The 19,969-nt window shown below is 57.4% G+C and carries 19 protein-coding genes and 1 pseudogene; 1 reads left to right on the top strand and 19 read right to left on the bottom strand.

The window, feature by feature from the left end:
* Nucleotides 1–107: 107 nt before the first annotated feature.
* Nucleotides 108–903, top strand: a pseudogene (istA, locus tag AC3WL8_RS02990) (IS21 family transposase); the annotation flags it as partial.
* Here the strand turns inward: istA and AC3WL8_RS02985 are convergent.
* From AC3WL8_RS02985 to rfbB, 19 genes are all read right to left on the bottom strand, one after another.
* Nucleotides 884–1,345 carry a transposase gene (locus tag AC3WL8_RS02985; protein WP_492377859.1) on the bottom strand — a complete coding sequence of 154 codons (462 nt, stop codon included), beginning with the start codon at nucleotides 1,343–1,345 and terminating at the stop codon, nucleotides 884–886. The pseudogene istA and the gene AC3WL8_RS02985 overlap by 20 nt on opposite strands.
* A gap of 94 nt (nucleotides 1,346–1,439) precedes the next feature.
* The gene (locus tag AC3WL8_RS02980) at nucleotides 1,440–2,315 is read right to left on the bottom strand and encodes a glycosyltransferase family 2 protein (RefSeq protein ID WP_492377858.1); all 876 of its coding nucleotides are present in this window, start codon (nucleotides 2,313–2,315) and stop codon (nucleotides 1,440–1,442) included.
* Nucleotides 2,316–2,329: 14 nt separating this feature from the next.
* On the bottom strand, nucleotides 2,330–3,343 hold the full coding sequence (locus AC3WL8_RS02975) for a glycosyltransferase family 2 protein (RefSeq protein ID WP_492377857.1): 1,014 nt from the start codon (nucleotides 3,341–3,343) through the stop codon (nucleotides 2,330–2,332).
* Nucleotides 3,344–3,466: 123 nt separating this feature from the next.
* The gene (locus AC3WL8_RS02970) at nucleotides 3,467–4,411 is read right to left on the bottom strand and encodes a glycosyltransferase family 2 protein (protein ID WP_492377856.1); all 945 of its coding nucleotides are present in this window, start codon (nucleotides 4,409–4,411) and stop codon (nucleotides 3,467–3,469) included.
* Nucleotides 4,412–4,413: 2 nt separating this feature from the next.
* Nucleotides 4,414–5,469, bottom strand: a complete 1,056-nt coding sequence (locus tag AC3WL8_RS02965; protein WP_492377855.1) for a glycosyltransferase family 2 protein — start codon at nucleotides 5,467–5,469, stop codon at nucleotides 4,414–4,416.
* Nucleotides 5,470–5,609: 140 nt separating this feature from the next.
* The gene (locus AC3WL8_RS02960; protein ID WP_492377854.1) at nucleotides 5,610–6,476 is read right to left on the bottom strand and encodes an alpha-1,2-fucosyltransferase; all 867 of its coding nucleotides are present in this window, start codon (nucleotides 6,474–6,476) and stop codon (nucleotides 5,610–5,612) included.
* Entirely contained in the window at nucleotides 6,473–8,218 is a 1,746-nt protein-coding gene (locus AC3WL8_RS02955; protein WP_492377853.1) for an FkbM family methyltransferase, read from the bottom strand. Before AC3WL8_RS02955 ends, AC3WL8_RS02960 begins: the two co-directional genes overlap by 4 nt.
* A complete protein-coding gene (locus AC3WL8_RS02950; RefSeq protein ID WP_492377852.1) occupies nucleotides 8,215–9,498 on the bottom strand; it encodes an ABC transporter ATP-binding protein in 1,284 nt (427 codons plus the stop codon). Before AC3WL8_RS02950 ends, AC3WL8_RS02955 begins: the two co-directional genes overlap by 4 nt.
* Before the next feature lie 3 nt (nucleotides 9,499–9,501).
* Nucleotides 9,502–10,368 (bottom strand): ABC transporter permease, encoded by an 867-nt coding sequence (locus AC3WL8_RS02945; protein ID WP_492377851.1) that lies wholly within the window; start codon nucleotides 10,366–10,368, stop codon nucleotides 9,502–9,504.
* Nucleotides 10,368–11,549, bottom strand: a complete 1,182-nt coding sequence (locus AC3WL8_RS02940; protein WP_492377850.1) for a DegT/DnrJ/EryC1/StrS family aminotransferase — start codon at nucleotides 11,547–11,549, stop codon at nucleotides 10,368–10,370. Before AC3WL8_RS02940 ends, AC3WL8_RS02945 begins: the two co-directional genes overlap by 1 nt.
* 3 nt (nucleotides 11,550–11,552) lie before the next feature.
* The gene (locus tag AC3WL8_RS02935) at nucleotides 11,553–12,482 is read right to left on the bottom strand and encodes a GDP-L-fucose synthase family protein (protein ID WP_492377849.1); all 930 of its coding nucleotides are present in this window, start codon (nucleotides 12,480–12,482) and stop codon (nucleotides 11,553–11,555) included.
* 2 nt (nucleotides 12,483–12,484) lie between these two features.
* Complete coding sequence (gene gmd / locus AC3WL8_RS02930) at nucleotides 12,485–13,615, bottom strand: GDP-mannose 4,6-dehydratase (RefSeq protein WP_492377848.1); 1,131 nt, start codon at nucleotides 13,613–13,615, stop codon at nucleotides 12,485–12,487.
* Nucleotides 13,616–13,634: 19 nt separating this feature from the next.
* Nucleotides 13,635–15,050: a mannose-1-phosphate guanylyltransferase/mannose-6-phosphate isomerase gene (locus AC3WL8_RS02925; protein ID WP_492377847.1), complete on the bottom strand. Its 1,416-nt coding sequence runs from the start codon at nucleotides 15,048–15,050 to the stop codon at nucleotides 13,635–13,637.
* A gap of 5 nt (nucleotides 15,051–15,055) precedes the next feature.
* Nucleotides 15,056–15,205, bottom strand: coding sequence for a hypothetical protein (locus AC3WL8_RS02920; RefSeq protein WP_492377846.1), 150 nt, complete (start codon nucleotides 15,203–15,205; stop codon nucleotides 15,056–15,058).
* A gap of 13 nt (nucleotides 15,206–15,218) precedes the next feature.
* Nucleotides 15,219–16,343, bottom strand: a complete 1,125-nt coding sequence (locus AC3WL8_RS02915; RefSeq protein ID WP_492377845.1) for a glycosyltransferase family 4 protein — start codon at nucleotides 16,341–16,343, stop codon at nucleotides 15,219–15,221.
* A gap of 73 nt (nucleotides 16,344–16,416) precedes the next feature.
* A complete protein-coding gene (gene rfbC, locus AC3WL8_RS02910) occupies nucleotides 16,417–16,968 on the bottom strand; it encodes a dTDP-4-dehydrorhamnose 3,5-epimerase (protein ID WP_492377844.1) in 552 nt (183 codons plus the stop codon).
* Nucleotides 16,965–17,843: a glucose-1-phosphate thymidylyltransferase RfbA gene (rfbA, locus tag AC3WL8_RS02905; RefSeq protein WP_492377843.1), complete on the bottom strand. Its 879-nt coding sequence runs from the start codon at nucleotides 17,841–17,843 to the stop codon at nucleotides 16,965–16,967. The genes rfbC and rfbA overlap by 4 nt, the downstream gene beginning before the upstream one ends.
* An 8-nt stretch (nucleotides 17,844–17,851) precedes the next feature.
* Nucleotides 17,852–18,769: a dTDP-4-dehydrorhamnose reductase gene (gene rfbD, locus AC3WL8_RS02900; protein ID WP_492377842.1), complete on the bottom strand. Its 918-nt coding sequence runs from the start codon at nucleotides 18,767–18,769 to the stop codon at nucleotides 17,852–17,854.
* Nucleotides 18,759–19,823: a dTDP-glucose 4,6-dehydratase gene (gene rfbB / locus AC3WL8_RS02895; RefSeq protein ID WP_492377841.1), complete on the bottom strand. Its 1,065-nt coding sequence runs from the start codon at nucleotides 19,821–19,823 to the stop codon at nucleotides 18,759–18,761. The genes rfbD and rfbB overlap by 11 nt, the downstream gene beginning before the upstream one ends.
* Nucleotides 19,824–19,969 lie beyond the last annotated feature (146 nt).

Raw genomic sequence — 19,969 nt, 5'->3', positions numbered from 1 at the left:
CAGATCGCCGCCGTAATGGAGCCACTGCCTGGCTCAGGCTCGAACTTTCATTGACCGCTACGCTTCCGGCTTTTTAGCCGGAAGGGAGCATGAACAGAAGGTTCGAGATGTTTCATTACCGACAGGTCCTGGTGCGGATGCGCCAGGGCGATTCTGACCGGGACATCGCCCGATCCAAGACGTTGGGGCGGCGCAAGCTGGCCCTGGTCCGAGAGACCGCGAGCAACCGGGGCTGGCTAGCTCCCGACACCCCGTTGCCCACCGACGCTGAACTGGCCGAGGTCTTCAGCCGCGACAGTATGACGGCACCGTTGCCGCCCAGTTGCGTGTCGCCGCTGGAAACCTGGCGCGAACAGATCGTGCAGTGGCACGCGGCCGGGCGGCATCCAGGGCATGACGATTCTCAGCGCCCTCGAGCGCAACCACGGCTACCGCGGCAGCACGTCGTCGATTTACCGTTTCCTCGAGCAGATCAAGGCGGCGGAGGCCCCGGACGTGCCCATGCGGCTGGAGTTCAAGCCCGACGAGGCCGCCCAGATCGACTTCGGCGCCGGTCCGACGCTCACCGATGTGCACACCGGCGAGATCCACAAGACTTGGTACTTCGTCATGACGCTGTGCTGGTCCCGGCACCAGTATGTCGAGCTAGTCCGTGACCAAACCATTACCACCTAGCTGCAGTGTCACCGGCATGCCTTCGAATGGTTCCATGGAGTGCCGGCGCGGCTCATCATCGATAACCCCAAGTGCGCCATCATCAGGGCCTGTCTGTATGAGCCGGAAGTCCAGCGGGCCTACGCCCAATGTCCCGAGGGCTATGGCTTCCGCATTGATCCTTGTCCGCCACAGGACCCACAGAAGAAGGGCATCGTGGAATCGGAAGTCAAGTACGTAAAGAACAGCGGTACGCGCTCTGTGGCCACCAATACGGACGCGATAAACGAGTAAGAGACAGCGGGCGCTTGTCAACTTCATCCGTCGTGTAGATGATCCTGCGATCGCCGGCGGGAACGTAAAGAACAGGAACACCGGCTCCCAAGCGCGGCTCCACGACGCGGCGAACGGTGTGTAACGCTTGCCCCATTCCCCTTGCTCGAAGGGCGCCAGTTCGGCCAGCGCAGCCTCCACGGTGGGCGGTGTACACGGGCTTAATCGCTGCAGCCACGGCCCGACGCTCCTTCCAACTGACGTACTCCAGACTGTTCCGGATCAGATGCATGATGCAGGTCTGCAGGGTGGGGTTCGGGAACACCACGGCCAGCCCCTGTTCCATGCCGTTAAGGCCATCGGTCGCCGCAAACAGGATGTCCTGGGTCTCGGATCGACTGCTGCCGTGAAAAGTCACCGCTCAACTGGCCTTGCAAGCCTGAAGCAGGACCATTCCTACCAGCCATTCCTGTCTCATCATCAACCACGGTGCATACGATGCGCTTACATGCCTACGAGCGCGAAGCGCTTGCCAAAAGCTTCTGGATACGCTCGACAACGCTGGCAGGAACTGGATCCTCCACGCGGCGGAAAGCCAGCCCCTTGTCCATGCCTGGTAGCGCAGCCAGCACATCCACTGCTGCCTTTACGGCACTGGACAGTGCCGCCAAAACGGCATTGGTCCATTGCTGCCGGTCGATGAACATCCGCAGTTGTGCACGAAGAAGATGTCTTCGCGCGACCAACGTCGACGTCATACTGTAGTTGCCCTGTCGGTACGCCAGCAAGGTCTCGTCAAGGCACGCAAACCTGCTGGCCATACAGCTACGCAACAGCAGTTCCTGATCTTCCGCACGCCTGACTTCCGGAACGCGATACCGGTGCTTGCGGAACCAGTCCCCCCGGCCCATCCATGTGGGATGCGGCAATGGGATACCGCGCCACGGACGCGCGCAGATCGCCTCATGAGTTTCGCGAAACGGCAGGAATCCGACAATGGACCCATCATTCCGGAATACCGCTGCCCGACACCCTACCAGATCGACCTCGGGGTGTTCCTCCAGAAACTGGTACTGACGCTTCAGCCGCTCCGGAAAGCTCAGGTCGTCTGCATCCATCCGCGCAAGGTAGCGACCGCGGGTCAGATCGACACCCTGGTTGAGGCGTGCAGTCAAACCAAGTTGAAAGCCGTCCGAAACTAGCCGGATACGTGCGTCGTGCAACCCACGCACGAGTTGGGCAGTGCTATCCGTGGACCCATCGTCAAGCACTATGAGTTCGAAATCCTCGAAAGTCTGGGCCAGAATGGAACGTACCGCAGGAAGAATTGTCCGCTCGCCATTGCGCACAGGTAGCAGCACGGTGATCGATGGGATTTGCTCAGACATTACTTGTCGCCGCCTTACTCACCTGCGGGCGGGAGTTTGCGTTGTCGACCCAGTACAAAAAGTACCCCGTTCTTGGTCCAGCGTATTGGCACGCGAAGGGGAGCCGGAACCTTCGGATAAATCGCAAAGAAGATGCGCGCGAGACCTTGCAACGTGAGGAGTCGCTTACGGCGATAGCTCGCGATAAGCTTGTCGAAATACACGGCAGGCTCGGGTTGCGCCACCCCGTACTTCAGGAATCCACGACGCGAGCGTATGCGGTACTTCTCGAACAGCCGGTACCATTGCTCCCAGATCTCTGGCTCTTCGGCTACTTTGTGCGCGATCTTTTCGAAAAGGATCGAATACTCGTAAAGCTCGATTTGCCCGCTGTCCCGGCATACCTCCGTGACCTGATGCGCCGCGTTCGTCGGCGTGCAAATCAGCGGCCTGGCGCTAAAGGCAAATGGCGCACCGCTCTGGAGGATACGGATATAGAAATCCAGGTCCACCAGCCATTTCATCCGTATATCGTATTCGAGCGAGAAGGCGCGACGATAGATCGTGGTACTCGGCGCACCGACGAAATTGCCTGCGAACAGCACCTCCGGCATTGCACGGAGCGCCTGCATCTGGCTCTCGGTGGCTCGATGAACACGCTGATGACCCGTTGCGACATCAATGATCAGCGTCGCACAGAACGCAAATCCAGCATCGGGATGGTCATCGAGTAGCCGCACGAAATCGCCCAGCGCATCCGCATCCGTAAAATTGTCGTCATGATGGAGGATCTTCAGGTAGTCGCCCGAAGCGAGACGCAACGCGGCGTTCCAGTTCTCCGGTGAACCCAGCTGCTTGGCATTTCGCACATACCGCAAGCGCCCGCCGAAATCGAATTCGGAAAGCAATGCTTCCACGGAATCGTCGGGCGAATCGTCGGTAACGATCACTTCATAATCAGTAAAACGCTGATCCATTACCGACTGCAGCGTCTGGCGCAGAAAGGCCACTTGCCGATAGGCCGGAATACAGATGGAAACTTTAGGCATAGACCCCTCTGATAATATCGGTCACGCATGATCCACGCATCCATGACCATCTCGTCGGACCCACTGGGCACATACGAGCGTCTTGCCTGGCCCTTACCTTGATAACGTTACGCATGGTGTCCATCAGACCGTTCTTTCCAACCTGCGGATAATGCCGAGCACGACCCGACGGTACAGACGGCTCTTTGTTGCACGCGGCGCTTCCGCCGAGGGCGCGGCAAGCGGGGCCACTGCCGTCACAAAATAGTCACGCGCCCAATAGAAGCGACTGAGGAGTCCTTCCTTGGTGCCTTCGACAATTTCCTTTGAGCGGTCCCACATGCGCTTGTTCTGCAAGTCCTGTTCGGTTTGTGTTTTGGGGCGCGTCAACGACAGATTACTATTACGCGGCGCGGTGCTTACGTAGTAGCTGCAGGTGAACGCCTCGATCACGGCTGGCTCATGATAGAAGCCCAGCCGGATAAGGAAGTCCCAGTCCTCGGAACGCGTCAACGCTTCATTGAAAGGCCCTTCTCGCAGTTCGTCGTGCAGTCGCGTGCGGTCAATCAGAAAGCTATGGATCGGGATGAAGTTCTCTGTCCACAACGCCTTCAGGGAAAAGCTCTTGCGCACGAAGGGAGTGGTTTCCTGAATGACCTCGAACTGCTCATTCTCCTTCTTCAATACCGTTTGAGCATAGGCCCATGTGCGGCCAGTGTCTTGCAGGACCGTTACAAGGCGCTCCAAGTGATCCGGCTCCAATGCATCATCGTCGTCCAGGAAGCCGACGTAGCGACCCTTCGCCACAGCGATGCCAATATTGAGATTTCTAGCGCGCTGGTCTTCATTGGTCGAATTGTGCGCCACACGGTATTCGATACTGGGCACCAAGGTGCCGAGGCCGCGGAGGTATTCGAGATATCCCTCGTCGGTGCCTTGGTACACCAATACGACCTCCAGCGGACGATAGCTCGAGCGCCCAACGCTTTCGAGCGCGCGCGCGATTTCGCGATGACGACCTCCAACGCTCCGCACCACTAGCGTTGCCATCTCCTGCCCTGCAAGTCGATTCTCTTGCGGAACTGGCATCTTCAATTCCCCCACTTCAACAACCGCTTGATGGCATTGCGGCATCTCCGCTGCAATCCACTGGCCGAGCCTCGCATCGTCCTTGCCAGATCCGCCGACGGCGGAGGCAGATATGGTTGCGCCTCCACCACCGCCGATCGGCGATACGATTGGAGACCTGTCTCTGTCAGTACCTTGCGGAATCGCTCTTTTAGAAGATCGTGCAACGCCCGCCCGTCCCAGAAACCCGACGCCACGTTGGCGGCCTCAAGTTTGGCGAACCAATGCGCAATGTCATTGAGGTACTCGGGCGTCGCAGCGTATCGTTCGAGGATCAGACTTTCATGCAGTTCAGAATCCCGCTCGTCGAGCTCAACACCTGCCTGAGCGAACATCCAGCCTCGCACCTTACGCGACGCCAGATACTGGTGATTGGATTCGCTCGTGCTGACCTGCTTCTTGTGCAACCGGTAGTGCAGCAACAGGTCCGGCAAATTGGCGCTACGCACTTCCTGGGTAAAGCGGCTCCACAACCAATAGTCTTCCGCGTGCGGAAATTCGTCGGTGTAAACCAGCTTGCGCTCATCGTAAACAGAGCGGCGAAACATCAGTGCCGGGTGTGCCAACGGGCAATAGAACATCAACGCGACACGAATATCATCGTGCGATGGCGGAAACTGGAATGTATAAGGCGTCGCGATACTGTCGAAGAAGCGGATGGCACCGCCTACGACACCAACGTCGGCATGCTGCTGCAGAAACTCCACCTGCAGTCTGAAGCGGTCCGGCATACAGATGTCATCGGCATCCATGCGCGCGATATAGTCGCCTTTACAGAAACCCAAGGCCTTGTTGAGCGTGTTGACGAGACCAAGGTTCGATTCATTCTCCACGATCCTGATGCGAGGATCCGCAAATGACCGCGCAATCTCAAGCGTATTATCCGATGAACCGTCGTCAATGAGTATGACCTCGAAGTTCTCATAGGTCTGGGCCAGCACGCTTTGCATAGCCTCGGCCAGATGCTGCTGCGCGTTGTACGCTGGCATTACGACGCTGATCAAAGGCTCGCCTTTCATTCAATTTCCGCCATGTCAGTGAACACCGTCATATCCACTGGTGACGCGTCACTGTTTATTGATTGATCTCTAAAGATTAATTTCACTGCAACGATACATCTCATTGCCGATGCGTTCTTTCGAGTCCGATCGAGTCCGTTTCAGAGCCTTGTCCACGTCGGCGGCAGCAGATCTCTCGTATCGAACTTCTCATCGCGAAACCACTGCGCTGGCGCAATCACTACCTTCCTCTCTGATGCATTCAGCCACGCTCCCCACCAGCTGAAAGTGCTGTTCGCGATGATGTTGTGACGGCAGGCTGACATCAGCCGCAAATCCTCATAGTTCCGGGCGGAGTCGTTGTGGCGGATATACCGCGTCTCGTGTCCGAGATGAAGGTTCCCCGCAACCCAGTCCGGGTCGTCGGAGAAAACATAGAACGTCGGTTTCACACCCACGTTTTCCGCTACATACCTGGCAGCCCGCATATAGTAGTCTAGGGAACATGTTCCATGCACGGCATTGGCCGATGCACTGGTCACATAGTCACCACGGCGGACGTGAATGGAAACTGCTCCCTCGTCACCGCCGATACGTGCCAGCCATTCGGCATTTTCCGAAGTGGGCGGGGTGATAATCTGAAAATCGCGGCGCAATTCCTGTGCCATTTCCGCGAAATAGCTCTCACTTTGCCAGTACCCGTCCAGGTACGTACCGTCAGGCAGCTTCATGACCTCAGGATCCACAGCGAATCCGCGTTCGCGAAACACGTGCAATTCGGTACCCAGGCCAAAGCGTCGCAATGCCTTGGCCCACCGATTCTCAGCGCGCCCGCTGGGTATCTCGCGGTCTCCAGCCTGCACGGCCTTCAATGCAAAATGGTGCAGCCCGTAGTTGTGCAAGGGATAGTCGGCAAAGCCACTGCTGTCGATCTTCAACGGCACCCCAAGCCGCCGCGCCAGTGCGCGGCCCGCCGCGTACTGGAACATCTGGTTTCCAAGACCACCGATCACTCGCGTGACGATCATTCCTCCAACTCCTTGCTTACCCAGTTTTCCCAAATGAAAGGGAATTGATATGTCACGCGATGCGTTACAGCAAGCCGCTGCTGGATCGCCGCCATCCGTGCTTCGGCGTCAGGCACGAAATCGTGAAACTGCACCTGAAGTCGGCGGATTTTCCGTATCAGGCCCGTGTCGATCAGGTGATCGAGCAGGTCGTACTCGGCGCCCTCGATATTCACCTTCATCAAGTCAACTTGCGAAACATCCTCGGCTGAAAACACCTGCTCGGGCGTGACGACGCCGATTTCCACTAAGTCTTCGCCCTGCAACTGCATGGACGATGCATCACCGGCAATCGAGATCTGGAACGTGCCCGCACAACCACCAAGGCCCACAGGATGGAGACGGATCGCGTCGTTCTGCTCGAAACGACGCGCGATCTGCTCCACATACGATGGTACCGGTTCGAAAATGTGAATGTGGCAGCGATACCGTGCGTAGATGTCGCTCGCCCATTGTCCTTCGAACCCACCGACATCGAACACGATCGATTGGGACGTCAATGGGTAATCGACGCGCAGAGTACGGTCGCCATCGGCCGCCACCCATTTCCGGTAGGACATCTCCTTCAACGAAGGCGGCGGCGGGGGTGGCGGTGGCGGTGGCGGCGGGGGTGGCGGCGGAGGTGGATCCATCGCATCGGCTGCATATTGCAGGCGGTAGCCCGCGGACCTGAGAGCCCGTACCAATAGCTTGTTCACAGACTTTCCGTTCTTGATTTCTGGCAATTGCTGCGGCGATGTCGAATCGCCACGTGCCGCGGTGTTGGCGATTTCTGTTGCTTCCCTGGCCGCGCGCTCCACCATCTCGTTCATCGGGATAATGGTCTTCTGCACACGCTCGCTCTGCGACGTAGTGGCAATCAGGTGCTGCAGCACGATAGCGAGATTTGGAAAGAACTGCGTATTCCACAGATACTGCGTCCGTGCGCGCGCAATGGCCTCGAGGTGCGAAGGGTAATGCTTCGGGTCATCGAGACAACCGGCAATAGTCCGAGCAGCGCGTTGTGGTTCTTCCATCGCGATCCGCGTCCATGCATCGTCCGCGTGATAACGTCCGACATTCGTACAGCCTGCATAGAACGGATAGCACCACGCGAGCCACGCATCGGGGAGCTTTTCGGTCAGGAAATCATCGCTTTCGTGGTTCTCCAACACCACCGCATATCGGTAGCGGGACAGCAGATCCCACTTCGCGTCGAAACTACGAATGCCGCGCCCAAACACATGCAGGCGGTCTCCCAATGCCCCGGACAACGCCTGAACGAAATCCAGCCGCTTCCGATGGCCTTCGCTGAACGCCTTGTCCGACGAGATGACGCAGATCTCTTCCTGCTTTGCCACCGGCGCCATTGCAAGCAACTCGTCCATGGATCGTTCGACGAACCAGGGATGTGCCTGTTGCATCCTGAAGATGCGGGGATGATCAATGTCACGGCGCCCGCTGACGACAGTGTGGAACTGCGACAGAAAACCGGCATCATAGTGGCCAAGGGAGTCCGGTTCGCCCGTCACGAATATGGTTCGTTCGTGCGGGCACTTGACTTGCTCTCGTGCGGCGAGCGATTCGAACACCACCCAGGCGTCGCAGTTCGAAATATTACTGTCGATGTGAAATCGGAAGGGCCCCCAAGTCGGCAAGTGGCCTGGGAACTGACGCATCCACGGCCAGGCAGGTGCGCACGTTGACAGTTTGACGTCGATCATGCGAGAGACAAGGATTCCAATCGCCAACCCGGATTTAGATGCACATAACCGAACGGCTGTTCGGCGGCATGCTGCACGTTATACCCCGACGAACGGCGAACAGTGATTGGGAAGGAGAGCATGTTGTCAAAATAATCGCAGACGCCAAACTGGCTGGAGTGGATTTCCACGACATAGCTGCCCGCTACCAGGAAATCGGCGGGCAATCGCGCATGCAGGACATAATCGCCGGGCAGGACGGTTTCCATGTCCGGATTCCAGTCTGCGGCGAGCGAACGCGCAATCATTTCGCCAAGCACCGTCTTGAGATAGAACCCCATCCGAAACGCCTGAAGAGGCCGATGCACACGGAACTCAATCTGCACATCAATTGGCTTGCTGCCATCACAGGCAGTGACCGGCACTTCGTCCTGAAGGATCAGGACATTCAGGCAATCGACATCCTCTGTGTGGAACGGCAGGTTCGCGCATTCGGTATTCACAGATCGCCGCATGTAGGACAGCACAGCTTCATCGACAGACACCTTCCCGTTGTTCACGCGGCCCCCCTCAAGGATCAGCGCAGTGTCGCACATCTCTTTGACCGCCCCCATGCTGTGGCTGACGAATAGCACGGTACGCCCTTCTGCCGCCAACTGGCGCATCTTGGCCTGACACTTCTTCTGGAATGCAGCGTCGCCAACGGCCAGCACTTCGTCCAGAACAATAATGTCCGGTTCCAGAAATGCCGATACTGCAAAAGCGAGGCGCACGTACATGCCGCTGGAATAGCGCTTGACGGGTGTGTCGAGGAATCGCTCAATCTCCGCGAAGTCGATAATCTCATCGAACTTGCGACGCACTTCGGCCTGGCTCATGCCCAGAAGCGCGCCATTGAGAAAGACGTTCTCGCGCCCGGTCAACTCCGGATGGAAACCCGTACCAACTTCGAGCAGACTGCTCAACCGGCCGCGAATCCGCACACTGCCGGACGTCGGACTGACCACACGCGAAAGAATCTTCAACAGCGTGGATTTGCCGGCGCCGTTCCTACCGATGATGGCAACGCGTTCGCCCTCTTCCACCTCGAAGTTAATGTCGCGCAATGCCCAGAAAACTTCTTCTGTCTCGACTTCAACGCCGGCCGCAGCGTTACGCTTGCGGCCACCACGCAGCATTGTACCCAGCCCGGATCCGATCGCATCGCGCAACGATTTCTGCGTCGACGCCTGGGCCTGCGCGGTGCGATGCTTGAGCAAATAGCTCTTCGAAAGATTTTCTACAACAATTGCTTTGCTCATGATTTACATCAGATCGGCGAAGCCGCTTTCAGTACGCCGGAAGAACCGGATTCCCGGGATGAGAAGCACGATCGTGATGCCGACGGAAATTGCGAGGGCGTCCCAGTGCAAAGGATTCTGCCCGCCTAGCAGGCACCAGCGGAATCCGTCGATGATGCCTACCATCGGATTTAGCGAATAAAGCAGCCGCCACTTCTCTGGAACGATCGAGCTTGCAAAGCCGACAGGCGACAGATAGGCACCCAACTGAATGGCAACCGGAACCAGAAAGCGAAAATCCCGGTACGAGACGTTGAGCGCCGCCACCCAGAGGCTGCATGCCAGTACGAACGAGCACAGCAAGATAACGAAGAGTGGCAAAAAAATGACCTGCCAGCTCGGCATATGGAGGTAGAACATCGACAGGCCCAGATACACGAGGCCAGCGATGACGAAATCGACAACTCCAACGAACAGTGCACTGAGCGGCACGATCAGCCGTGGGAAATACACCTTCGAGATGATATGGCCATTGCCCACAACACTGTTGCCTGCATCAGAGAAGGTCGCCGAGAAGAACTGCCATGGCAGCATTCCCGCAAACACCAGCAACGCATACGGTGCGTCGTTCGACGGCAACTTGGCAAGCTTGCCGAAGACAAGCGTGAAGACGAGCATGGTCGTGAGCGGGCGAAGGACGGCCCAGCTCATTCCCATCGCGGTCTGCTTGTATCGCACCAGCACGTCCCGCCACACGAGCAGCATCAGCAGCTCACGAAAACGCCATAGGTCGCGCCAGTAGTGGCTTGAATCCGGTTGCGGCGTGATCAGGATCTCCGGCTTCGACTCCGCCGACACCTTGCGCTCGGGGACGTTCAGGGCTTTCTGCATCACACTATTGCGCCTGGCAGTTCGGCCAGGGCTTGCTCGAGAAGTTTGAATTCGTCATCCAGCGGATAGTGGTGATTCCCGATAAAGCAACCCGAGACATCGATCTCTTCCGCGTTGGTTAGGCTACCGTGAATGGAATAGTCATACCACTTCAGCACTTCATTCTTAGCGAAATTGCCGGCAACGATAGGACGCACATCGATTTGGTGCTTCGCAAACGCGGCGATCAGGTCGGCGCGTGTGAACGGCGCATCGGGTTCGACAATCAGGCTGAAGCCGAACCAGCTGCTGCTGCCAATTTCGCGCTGAGTGCGCAAGTGCCGCACGCGTGACATCAGCGCCTGGAACTTCGATGCATTTCGGCGACGCTGTTCCACCATGCCAGGCAGCTTGCGCATCTGAGGAATGCCGATTGCACCGCTCAGTTCCAGCGGACGCACGTTGTACCCAGGCAGCACGAACCGGAACGATTCCTCGAACGGATTATCACTCTTGGTTCCACAAACATGATTGTGCTTGGGCAGGTTGCGCGTCCAGCCATGGGCGCGCAGTGCCAAGAGGATGTGATACAGCTCTTCGTCGTCGGTCACGACCACGCCACCTTCCATGGTCGAGATGTGATGACTGAAGAACGATGAGTAAGTACCCATCAGTCCGAACGTCCCGGTTTGGCGCCCTTCGAACGTTGCCCCCAGCGACTCACAATTGTCTTCAATGACGTCTATATTGCGATCGCCGACGATCTGGCGGATGCGGGTGAAGTCGTTCGGATTGCCCAGCAGGTTGACGACCATGATCGCTCGCGTTTGCGGAGTGATCGCGCCGGCTAGCGCATCGAGGTCATAGTTAAGCGTCTCGCGGTCAATATCGACGAAGCGGACTCGCAATCCATACTGCTGCAGCGGATGGTAGGTCGTACTCCACGACACTGCCGGCACGATGACTTCATCGCCAGCCTGCAGCGGATTGCTTTTCCGGAATAGCAGCGCGCCGACCATCACGAGGTTGGCGGAGGACCCGGAGTTCACCATTACGCTATAGCGGCTGCCGACGCTTTCGGCAAACACCCGCTCAAACTCGGCAACATGCTTACCCATCGTAAACATGCCCGACTCGATGACGCGTTGCATCGCATCGACCTCTTCCTGGCCCCACGTAGTACTAGCAAGCGAGTACGGCATCCATTACCCCAAGTGATTCAAATAATAGTCATATGTAGCACGCAACCCTTCAACCAGCGACGTCCGGGCAGCCCAGCCCAACTGGCTGGCCCGACTGGTGTCAACCAGCTTCCGGCTCATGCCAACCGGCTTCGACAAGTCATGCTCGAAGCGTCCCATATAGCCAACCACTTCTGCCGCAGCCTGGTAGTACTCATTGACTTCGTAGTCCCGACCCAGTCCGATATTCAGCAATCCTGGAAGGCTGTCGAAGCGATCGATAAAGGTGAAGATGGCATCCGCCAGATCGCCCGCATACAGAAACTCTCGCCGAGCGGTCCCATCGCCCCAGATGTCCACTGCGTCGCGGCCCGAAGACTTCGCCTCGTGCAGTTTGTGAATGATGGCTGGCACCAGATGCGAATGCTGCGGATCAAACTTGTCGTACTTGCCGTACAAGTTGCATGGAATCAGCGTCTTGTACTGGCACTCCTGGCTTTCCCTGCTGATGTAATCGCACAAGCGCGCCACTGCACATTTCGCCAGCGCATACCCTTCGTTGGTCGGCTCGAGCTGTCCTGTCAGAACTTCCTCTTCGCGCAGTGCATTGGGACTGTTCCGTGGATACATGCAAGAGCTGCCAAGATTAAGCACACGTGCAACCCCGGCATCGCGAGCGGCCATGAGCAGGTTCTTGCCCATGTCCCAGTTCTCCACTAGAAACGCTACCGGCTCACGAATATTTGCCTGGATTCCGCCAACCCGGCCAGCCGCGTGCACAATACACGACGGCCGAAGGTCACGCAGGACGTCGCGTACTGCATCGAAATTGCGCAGATCCAATTCCCGACTGGACGGCGCCACGATATCGACATTACGGAGCTTGGCCAAATCGAGGAGGTTTCGCCCGACCATGCCAGTTCCACCTGTGACAAGAATGGGACCCTGAGGCACGATTACTTCTCCCCAAGGTCCGGTCGGAAGACCTTCAACCCGCGACCTAGTACGGCCTTCTCACGGGCGGCAAGCGCCGCATCGGCCTGGGCCATTTCCGCCACAAGCTCGGCAAAAGACGTCTCCGGCGTCCAGCCAAGCTTTTCGCGCGCCTTGGTCGCATCGCCAAGCAGCGTTTCCACTTCAGCAGGACGGAAATATCGTGGATCCACCCGTACGATCGTGGCTCCCAGAGCCAAGTGACTGGCGTATTCTTCGTTTTCGACCTTGTCCACGATAGCCACCTCATCGACACCTTCACCTTGCCATCGCAGGGAGATACCAAGCTCGCGCGCAGAAAGATCAACAAACTCCCGGACACTGTGCTGTTCGCCTGTGGCAATAACGAAATCCTCGGGCTGCTCCTGCTGCAGCATGAGCCATTGCATCGTCACGTAATCGCGTGCATGGCCCCAGTCGCGCAGAGCATTCATATTGCCGAGGTACAAGCAATCCTGCATGCCGAGCGCAATGCGCGCAAGACCGCGGGTGATCTTGCGAGTAACAAACGTCTCCCCGCGGATCGGACTCTCATGGTTGAAGAGGATCCCGTTGCAAGCATAGAGCCCATACGATTCACGGTAGTTAACCGTGATCCAGTATGCATAGAGCTTTGCTACGGCATAAGGACTGCGCGGGTAGAAAGGCGTCGTTTCTTTTTGCGGCACTTCTTGCACCAAGCCGTACAGTTCGGATGTCGATGCCTGATAGAAGCGCGCGGTTTTTTCAAGACCGAGAATCCGAATCGCCTCCAGCAAGCGCAGAGCGCCGATGCCGTCGGAATTTGCGGTGTACTCGGGCTCTTCGAACGACACTTGAACATGGCTTTGGGCCGCCAGATTGTAGATTTCCGTCGGTTGAACCTTGGCGATGATCCGCAGCAAGCTGCTCGAGTCCGTCAGATCCCCATGGTGCAGTTCCAAGTTAGGGCCGCCCGAATGCGGATCATGGAAGAGGTGATCGATGCGATCGGTGTTGAAGAGCGAAGTTCTGCGTTTGATTCCATGGACCTGGTAGCCCTTGGCAAGCAAAAATTCGGCCAAATAAGCACCATCTTGTCCAGTGATGCCCGTAATGAGTGCGACTTTGCTCATAGATGCCACGTGTCCTTTCTTAAACCCGGCCGTAAGTGTCTTCAAAGCGGACGATATCGTCTTCCGCGAGATAGTCCCCGCACTGCACCTCGATCATGACCAAAGGCAGCTTTCCGGGGTTTTCCAGCCGGTGGCGATTTCCGGCCGGGATATATGTCGATTCATTGGTGTTCACCAGCGTTTCCGTTTCGCCGTTGATCACCTTGGCCATGCCGTTGACCACGATCCAGTGTTCGCTGCGGTGGTAATGCATCTGCAGCGACAACGATGCGCCCGGCTTGACCTCGATGCGTTTGATCTTGAATCGCTCGCCGCCGCCCAGGATGGTATATGTGCCCCAAGGCCTATGTACCATTCGGTGGATCTTGCTGGATTCGTGCCCGCGCTCGCTTAGTTGGCGAACAATCTCCTTGACCTCCTGGGTTCGCTCCTTGTGAGCAACGAGAAGCGCATCGGCCGTATCGATCACGACGAGATCGCTGACACCCACCAAACCAACCATGCGATCCTCACCGCGTACGTAGCAATTCTTGCTATCGTGCAACAGTGCCTCACCCTCAATACAGTTGCCACTGCCATCGGCCCCGGCAAGCGCACCGATAGCATTCCAGGAGCCCACATCACTCCAACCGATGTCACAAGGCACAACGGCAAGCTGATTGGACTTCTCCATCAGAGCATAGTCGATCGAGATACTCGGCACTCCTTCGAACCGACTTGCCTCGAGATCGGTCTGGGAAAAGCCATCGGCCGTCACAACTCGTGACTCGTCGAAGCACGCCTTCACAGCATTGAGAATATTGCCAGCATGCTCTTCGAACTGTGATAGAACAGTGCCTGCCCTAAAACAGAAAATCCCCGAGTTCCAAAGGTAGTTGCCCGCTGCAAGATATTCGGCAGCCTTTTGTGCCGACGGCTTCTCGACAAAACGATTGACTTGCGTGCCGCTCGCCTCAATGTACCCGTACCCCGTTTCGGGCGCATCCGGACGAATCCCCAGCGTAACGAGATAGCCCTTCTCAGCCAAGTCCCTTGCCTTGCCCACAGCGTCCGCGAAGGCCGCATGATCGGATATCAGGTGATCCGCTGCCAGAATCAGCAAGGTCGCGTCGTTACCGTAAGTCCTTGATACATGCAGCGCAGCAGCTACAACAGCCGCCGATGTATTACGCCCGAACGGCTCGAGAATGAAAGATGTGGCCATCCGGGAGTGGTTAATCTCACGATACTCATCTTCCGTCTTGAAGAACAACTCCCTGTTTGTGACCGTAAGGATTTCGGCAACATCGGGCAGTGCAGCCGCACGCAGAAACGCCTTCTGCAACAGACTCTGTGAATCTGGCAGACGAATGAACGGCTTGGGATGGAACTCCCGAGACACCGGCCATAGCCTTGTCCCAGCCCCACCCGACAGAATAACGGGAATAAACGTCATGGAAATCACCAAGTCCGTATATAAATCAAAAATCTTGCCGAATAACGATGGATAGCATCGATTTTAACATTCGCAGTCCCATCGATTTGCGCGCCAATTCCACCAACACCCATCATCCGTGTCTGCACTTCCGTCAGCCGCAGGGCTTCCTCCACCAGCTCGCCCGACTCAGGCAAATGCCTGAATCACACTACGGTAATGGGCCACCACCTTCTTCTCATCGAACTCGCGCTGCACCTTTGCTCGGCCGGCACGCCCCATCTCTCGTCGTGCCGACGCGCCTAGCTGGAACATCGCTTCCATTTTTGATGTCAGGTCATCCGCATTGCGTTCCGCACACAGGTAACCATTTACGCCGTGATCAACGATGTCCTTGCAACCGGGAACATCGGTCGCTATCACCGGCCGCTCCATGGCTGCGGCCTCGAGCAGAACACGGGGTACACCCTCACGATAGGATGGCAACACAATGCAGTCTGCGGCTGCTATGGCGGGCCGCACATCTGCCGCTTCGCCCAGATATTCAACTACCCCATCCTCTTGCCAACGGTAAATCTGTTCGATGGGAATGGCGCTAGGATTCGCGGAACCGCCCGGCCCAAGCAGAAGGAAACGCACATTTCTATATCGCCCCCCGAGTTGTCGAGCTGCATCGACGTACTCGCCGATACCCTTGTCCCACAACATTCGTGCAATCAGCAGAAAAGTGAAACACTCCGATGGCTCGGGCGTGATATCCGAAAGCTGCCGGAAATAGGTCAGGTCTATGCCCTCCCCTGGCAACACGACGCACTTCGATGAGTCCACAAGCTTCCTGGAAACGAACGCGCCCCGGTCTTCATGATTGAGAAACCAGACCGCCTGCGGGAATCGGAACGCTATCCGATACAGGAGTTTACTAACCCGTGACACCAGACCGACATTAAGAAACACATAGCCCAGTCCGGTAGTGATCGCAATGGACTCCGCCCCGGCCAGCCACGCAGCGACCGATCCGTAAATATTGGGCTTGATCGTGTAATGAAAGATCACTTTGGGACCGACGCGCCGGTACAGGGCACTCAGCACCAGGACAAGCCGCAAATCTTCCAGAGGATTATGGCCTTGCGGTGACATGGGTACAGCGTGAAAAATACAACCAAGTCCCTCCAAGGCAGAAGAATTGCCGTCCGCTGGTGCGACAACGTGCACTTCATAGCCATCCGCAATCAAAGCTTCCATGACACCACGGCGAAATTGGTACATGGCCCATGCCGAGTTCCCGCAAAAAAGGATCTTTTCACGCGCTGCCATGCAATTCACTCCAACGGTGAAGGGCGATGACGGGGCGGAGAATCATTCCGTATATTCATGTTCGCACCATGAGTCAAAGCGGAAGCTCAGCGTGCAACAGCGACTCTGCCAAAGCGTCCTTAGACGCTAGCACGGGTGTCTCGGACAACGGCCACGAGATACCGATCTTGGCGTCATTCCATACCACCGCCCGTTCGTGTTCGGGATACCAGTAGTCGGTCGCTTTATATAGAACCTCTGCCTCTTCCGAGACGACGAGGAAACCGTGCGCGAAGCCCTCTGGCACCCATAACTGCCGCTTGTTATCCGAGGAAAGAAAAACGCCGACCCATTTGCCGAAATTCGGCGATGAACGGCGCAAGTCAACGGCTACGTCGAAGATCTCTCCCCGCAATGCCCTCACGAGCTTACCCTGCGGGTGCTGGATCTGATAGTGCAAACCGCGCAACACATTCCGCACAGATCGCGAATGGTTGTCCTGCACGAATTCCCGCTTCACGCCGGTAGCCTGCTCGAAGACGCGTGAATTGAAGCTTTCGAAGAAGAAGCCGCGATCGTCTCCGAATACTCTCGGTTCTAGAATGAGCACCTCAGGCAATGCCGTTTGGGTTACGGTCAGGTTCATTTGACAGACTCTGAAATGACTTGCATGAGGTACTTGCCATAACCGCTCTTCGACAACGGACGCGCCAGCGCAGCGACCTGCTCCGCACCAATCCACTTGTTCCTGTATGCGATTTCTTCCGGACAGGCCACCATCAAGCCCTGTCGGTTCTGCAGGGTGGCGATGAAGGTCGCAGCCTCCAGAAGCGAATCGTGCGTGCCAGTATCGAGCCACGCATAGCCTCGACCCATGATCTCGACATTCAACTTGCCCATTTCCAGATATCGCTTGTTGACGTCTGTAATCTCAAGCTCGCCGCGAGGAGACGGACGGACTGCGGAAGCGATATCGCACACCTGTTTGTCGTAGAAATAGAGCCCTGTCACGGCGTAGTTCGAGCGCGGTCTCGCAGGCTTTTCCTCAAGGGAGATCGCGCGGAACTGGTCATTGAACTCGACAACCCCGTAACGTTCGGGATCGTGCACATGGTATGCGAATACCGTGGCGCCGTCCTCGACAGTGGCCGTGCGAGCAAGTTGTGCAACAAGATCGTGGCCGTGGAAGATGTTGTCTCCCAGGATCAGTGTCGAGGGATCGTTACCGATGAACTCGCGTCCGATGATGAACGCCTGAGCCAGCCCATCCGGCGAGGGCTGGACCGCGTACTGCAAATTGATGCCCCAGTTGCGGCCGTCGCCCAGCATGTCTGAAAAACGCGTAATGTCTTCCGGCGTAGAGATCACCAGGATGTCCCGAATCCCCGCCAGCATCAGCGTCGAAAGGGGGTAGTAGATCATCGGCTTGTCGTAGACGGGCATGAGCTGCTTCGACACCGACCGCGTAATCGGATATAGCCGCGTGCCGGATCCTCCGGCCAGAATGATGCCTTTGCGCATATTGTCGTTCAGGGAAGCAGCTGGTCCAGCAGGTAGTGCATGCCCTGCTGCCACGCCGGCAGATTGATATCAAAGGTCTCGCGCAGCTTGCGCGTGCTCAACCGCGAGTTGGACGGCCGCGGCGCAGCTAGTGGGTAGGCCGTGGCGGGAATGGGCTCGATGGCCTCTGGATCGACCTTGAGCTCGACGCCCTTGCTAGCCGCATAGCGCAGGACTTCCGTGGCATACCCATGCCACGATGCCTCGCCCGCTGCGGCCAGATGGTAGACGCCACCCGGAAACTCCATCCGATCGCCATGCAGCCAAGCACGGTCGATGATATGCGCGGTCACGTCGGCAATCAGAGAAGCCGTGGTCGGCGCGCCGAACTGGTCCGCGATCACGCGCAGGCTGTCGCGTTCACGGCCCAGCTTGAGCATCGTCTTGGCGAAATTGCCGCCATGCGCACCCGCGACCCAGCAGGTCCGCAAGACGATGGCGGCTCCCCCCGCTGCCGCGATGGCCTGCTCGCCGGCCAGTTTGCTCTTGCCGTAGACCGAAAGGGGCCCTACCGCGTCGCTTTCGACGTAGGGCTTATCGCCGGTGCCGGCAAACACATAGTCCGTCGAATAGTGCACGAGCAGGCTGCCCAGCGCGCGCGCCTCTTCAGCCAGCACGCCGGGAGCGGTGCCATTGATGGCGAAAGCTAGCTCAGTCTCGGTCTCCGCCTCGTCCACCGCCGTATAGGCGGCAGGGTTGACGATCACGTCAGGACGGACACTGCGCACCACATCACGAAGGACATCGATGTTGGCCAGATCACAGCCCTTGCGATCAAGCGCCACCACCCGCCCGAGCGGCATCAAGCTGCGACGGAGTTCGAACCCAACCTGACCATTGCTTCCTGTTACGAGGACGGTGGGAATGCGTGACGCCTTATGCTGCATATTGCTTCGCCACCCAATTCCGGTAGTCACCGGAGATCACATCCTGCACCCACGCCTGGTTGCTAAGGTACCACTGCACGGTCTTGCGCAGCCCAGTTTCGAAAGTCTCTGCTGGCTTCCAGCCGAGTTCACGCTCAAGCTTGCGTGCATCAATAGCATAGCGGCGGTCGTGGCCGGGTCGGTCTTTCACAAAGGTGATCTGGTCACGGTACGAACCGGCGGCTTTGGGATGCAATTCGTCAAGCAGGTCACACAGCGTGTGCACGACTTCGAGATTGGTCTTTTCGTTCCAACCGCCAACGTTATAGGTCTCGCCTGCACGTCCTCGTGCCAACACTTCGCGGATCGCCGAACAATGGTCCCCAACGTACAGCCAATCACGCACATTGAGACCATCACCGTAGATCGGCAAGTCCTTGCCGCCCAAGGCGTTGGCAATCATGAGCGGGATCAGCTTCTCGGGAAAATGGTAGGGTCCGTAGTTGTTCGAACAGTTCGTCGTCAGGACCGGCAGCCCGTAGGTATGGTGATAGGAGCGAATCAGATGGTCCGAGGCGGCCTTTGATGCTGAGTAGGGGCTGTTGGGAGCGTATGGGGTGGATTCCGAAAACTGGGGATCGGCCGGCCCAAGCGAGCCAAAAACTTCATCGGTGGAAACATGGAGGAAGCGGAACGCGGCTTTGTCTGTCTCGCTCAAGACACCCCAATATGCGCGAGCCGCTTCGAGTAGCCTGAAAGTCCCGACAATATTCGTTTGAATGAACTCAGCAGGGCCGTGGATCGAGCGATCGACGTGGCTTTCCGCGGCGAAATGTACGACGGCGCGAGGCTTGTAAGCAGCAAAGAGTGCGTCGAGAGCCGGTTGGTCACAAATATCGGTATGGGAGAAGACGTAGCGGCTATCGCCTTCCACCGCTGCCAGCGTTTTGCGGTTGCCTGCATACGTCAGTTTGTCGACATTGACAATGCCGTCGGCGGACTTGTCGCTCAACCAAGCCAGAACGAAATTTGCGCCAATAAACCCAGCGCCCCCTGTGACCAAAATATGCGACAAAACTGCTCCTTGCCTCGATATGTTTCGATGGCCCGACAAAAGCCGAGCGCCCACCTTGTCCTCTTCCTGGACGGCGGGGCGTTAAGTGCCTGCAGAAGTGGCGGTATTCTATCCGACGGAATGCCCTAACCTACATCCCCTCCCCC

This window comes from Cupriavidus sp. FW305-F7 (genome assembly GCF_058782875.1).
Note: the sequence above shows the minus strand (reverse complement) of the source record. Positions and strands in the feature narration are given on the sequence as shown.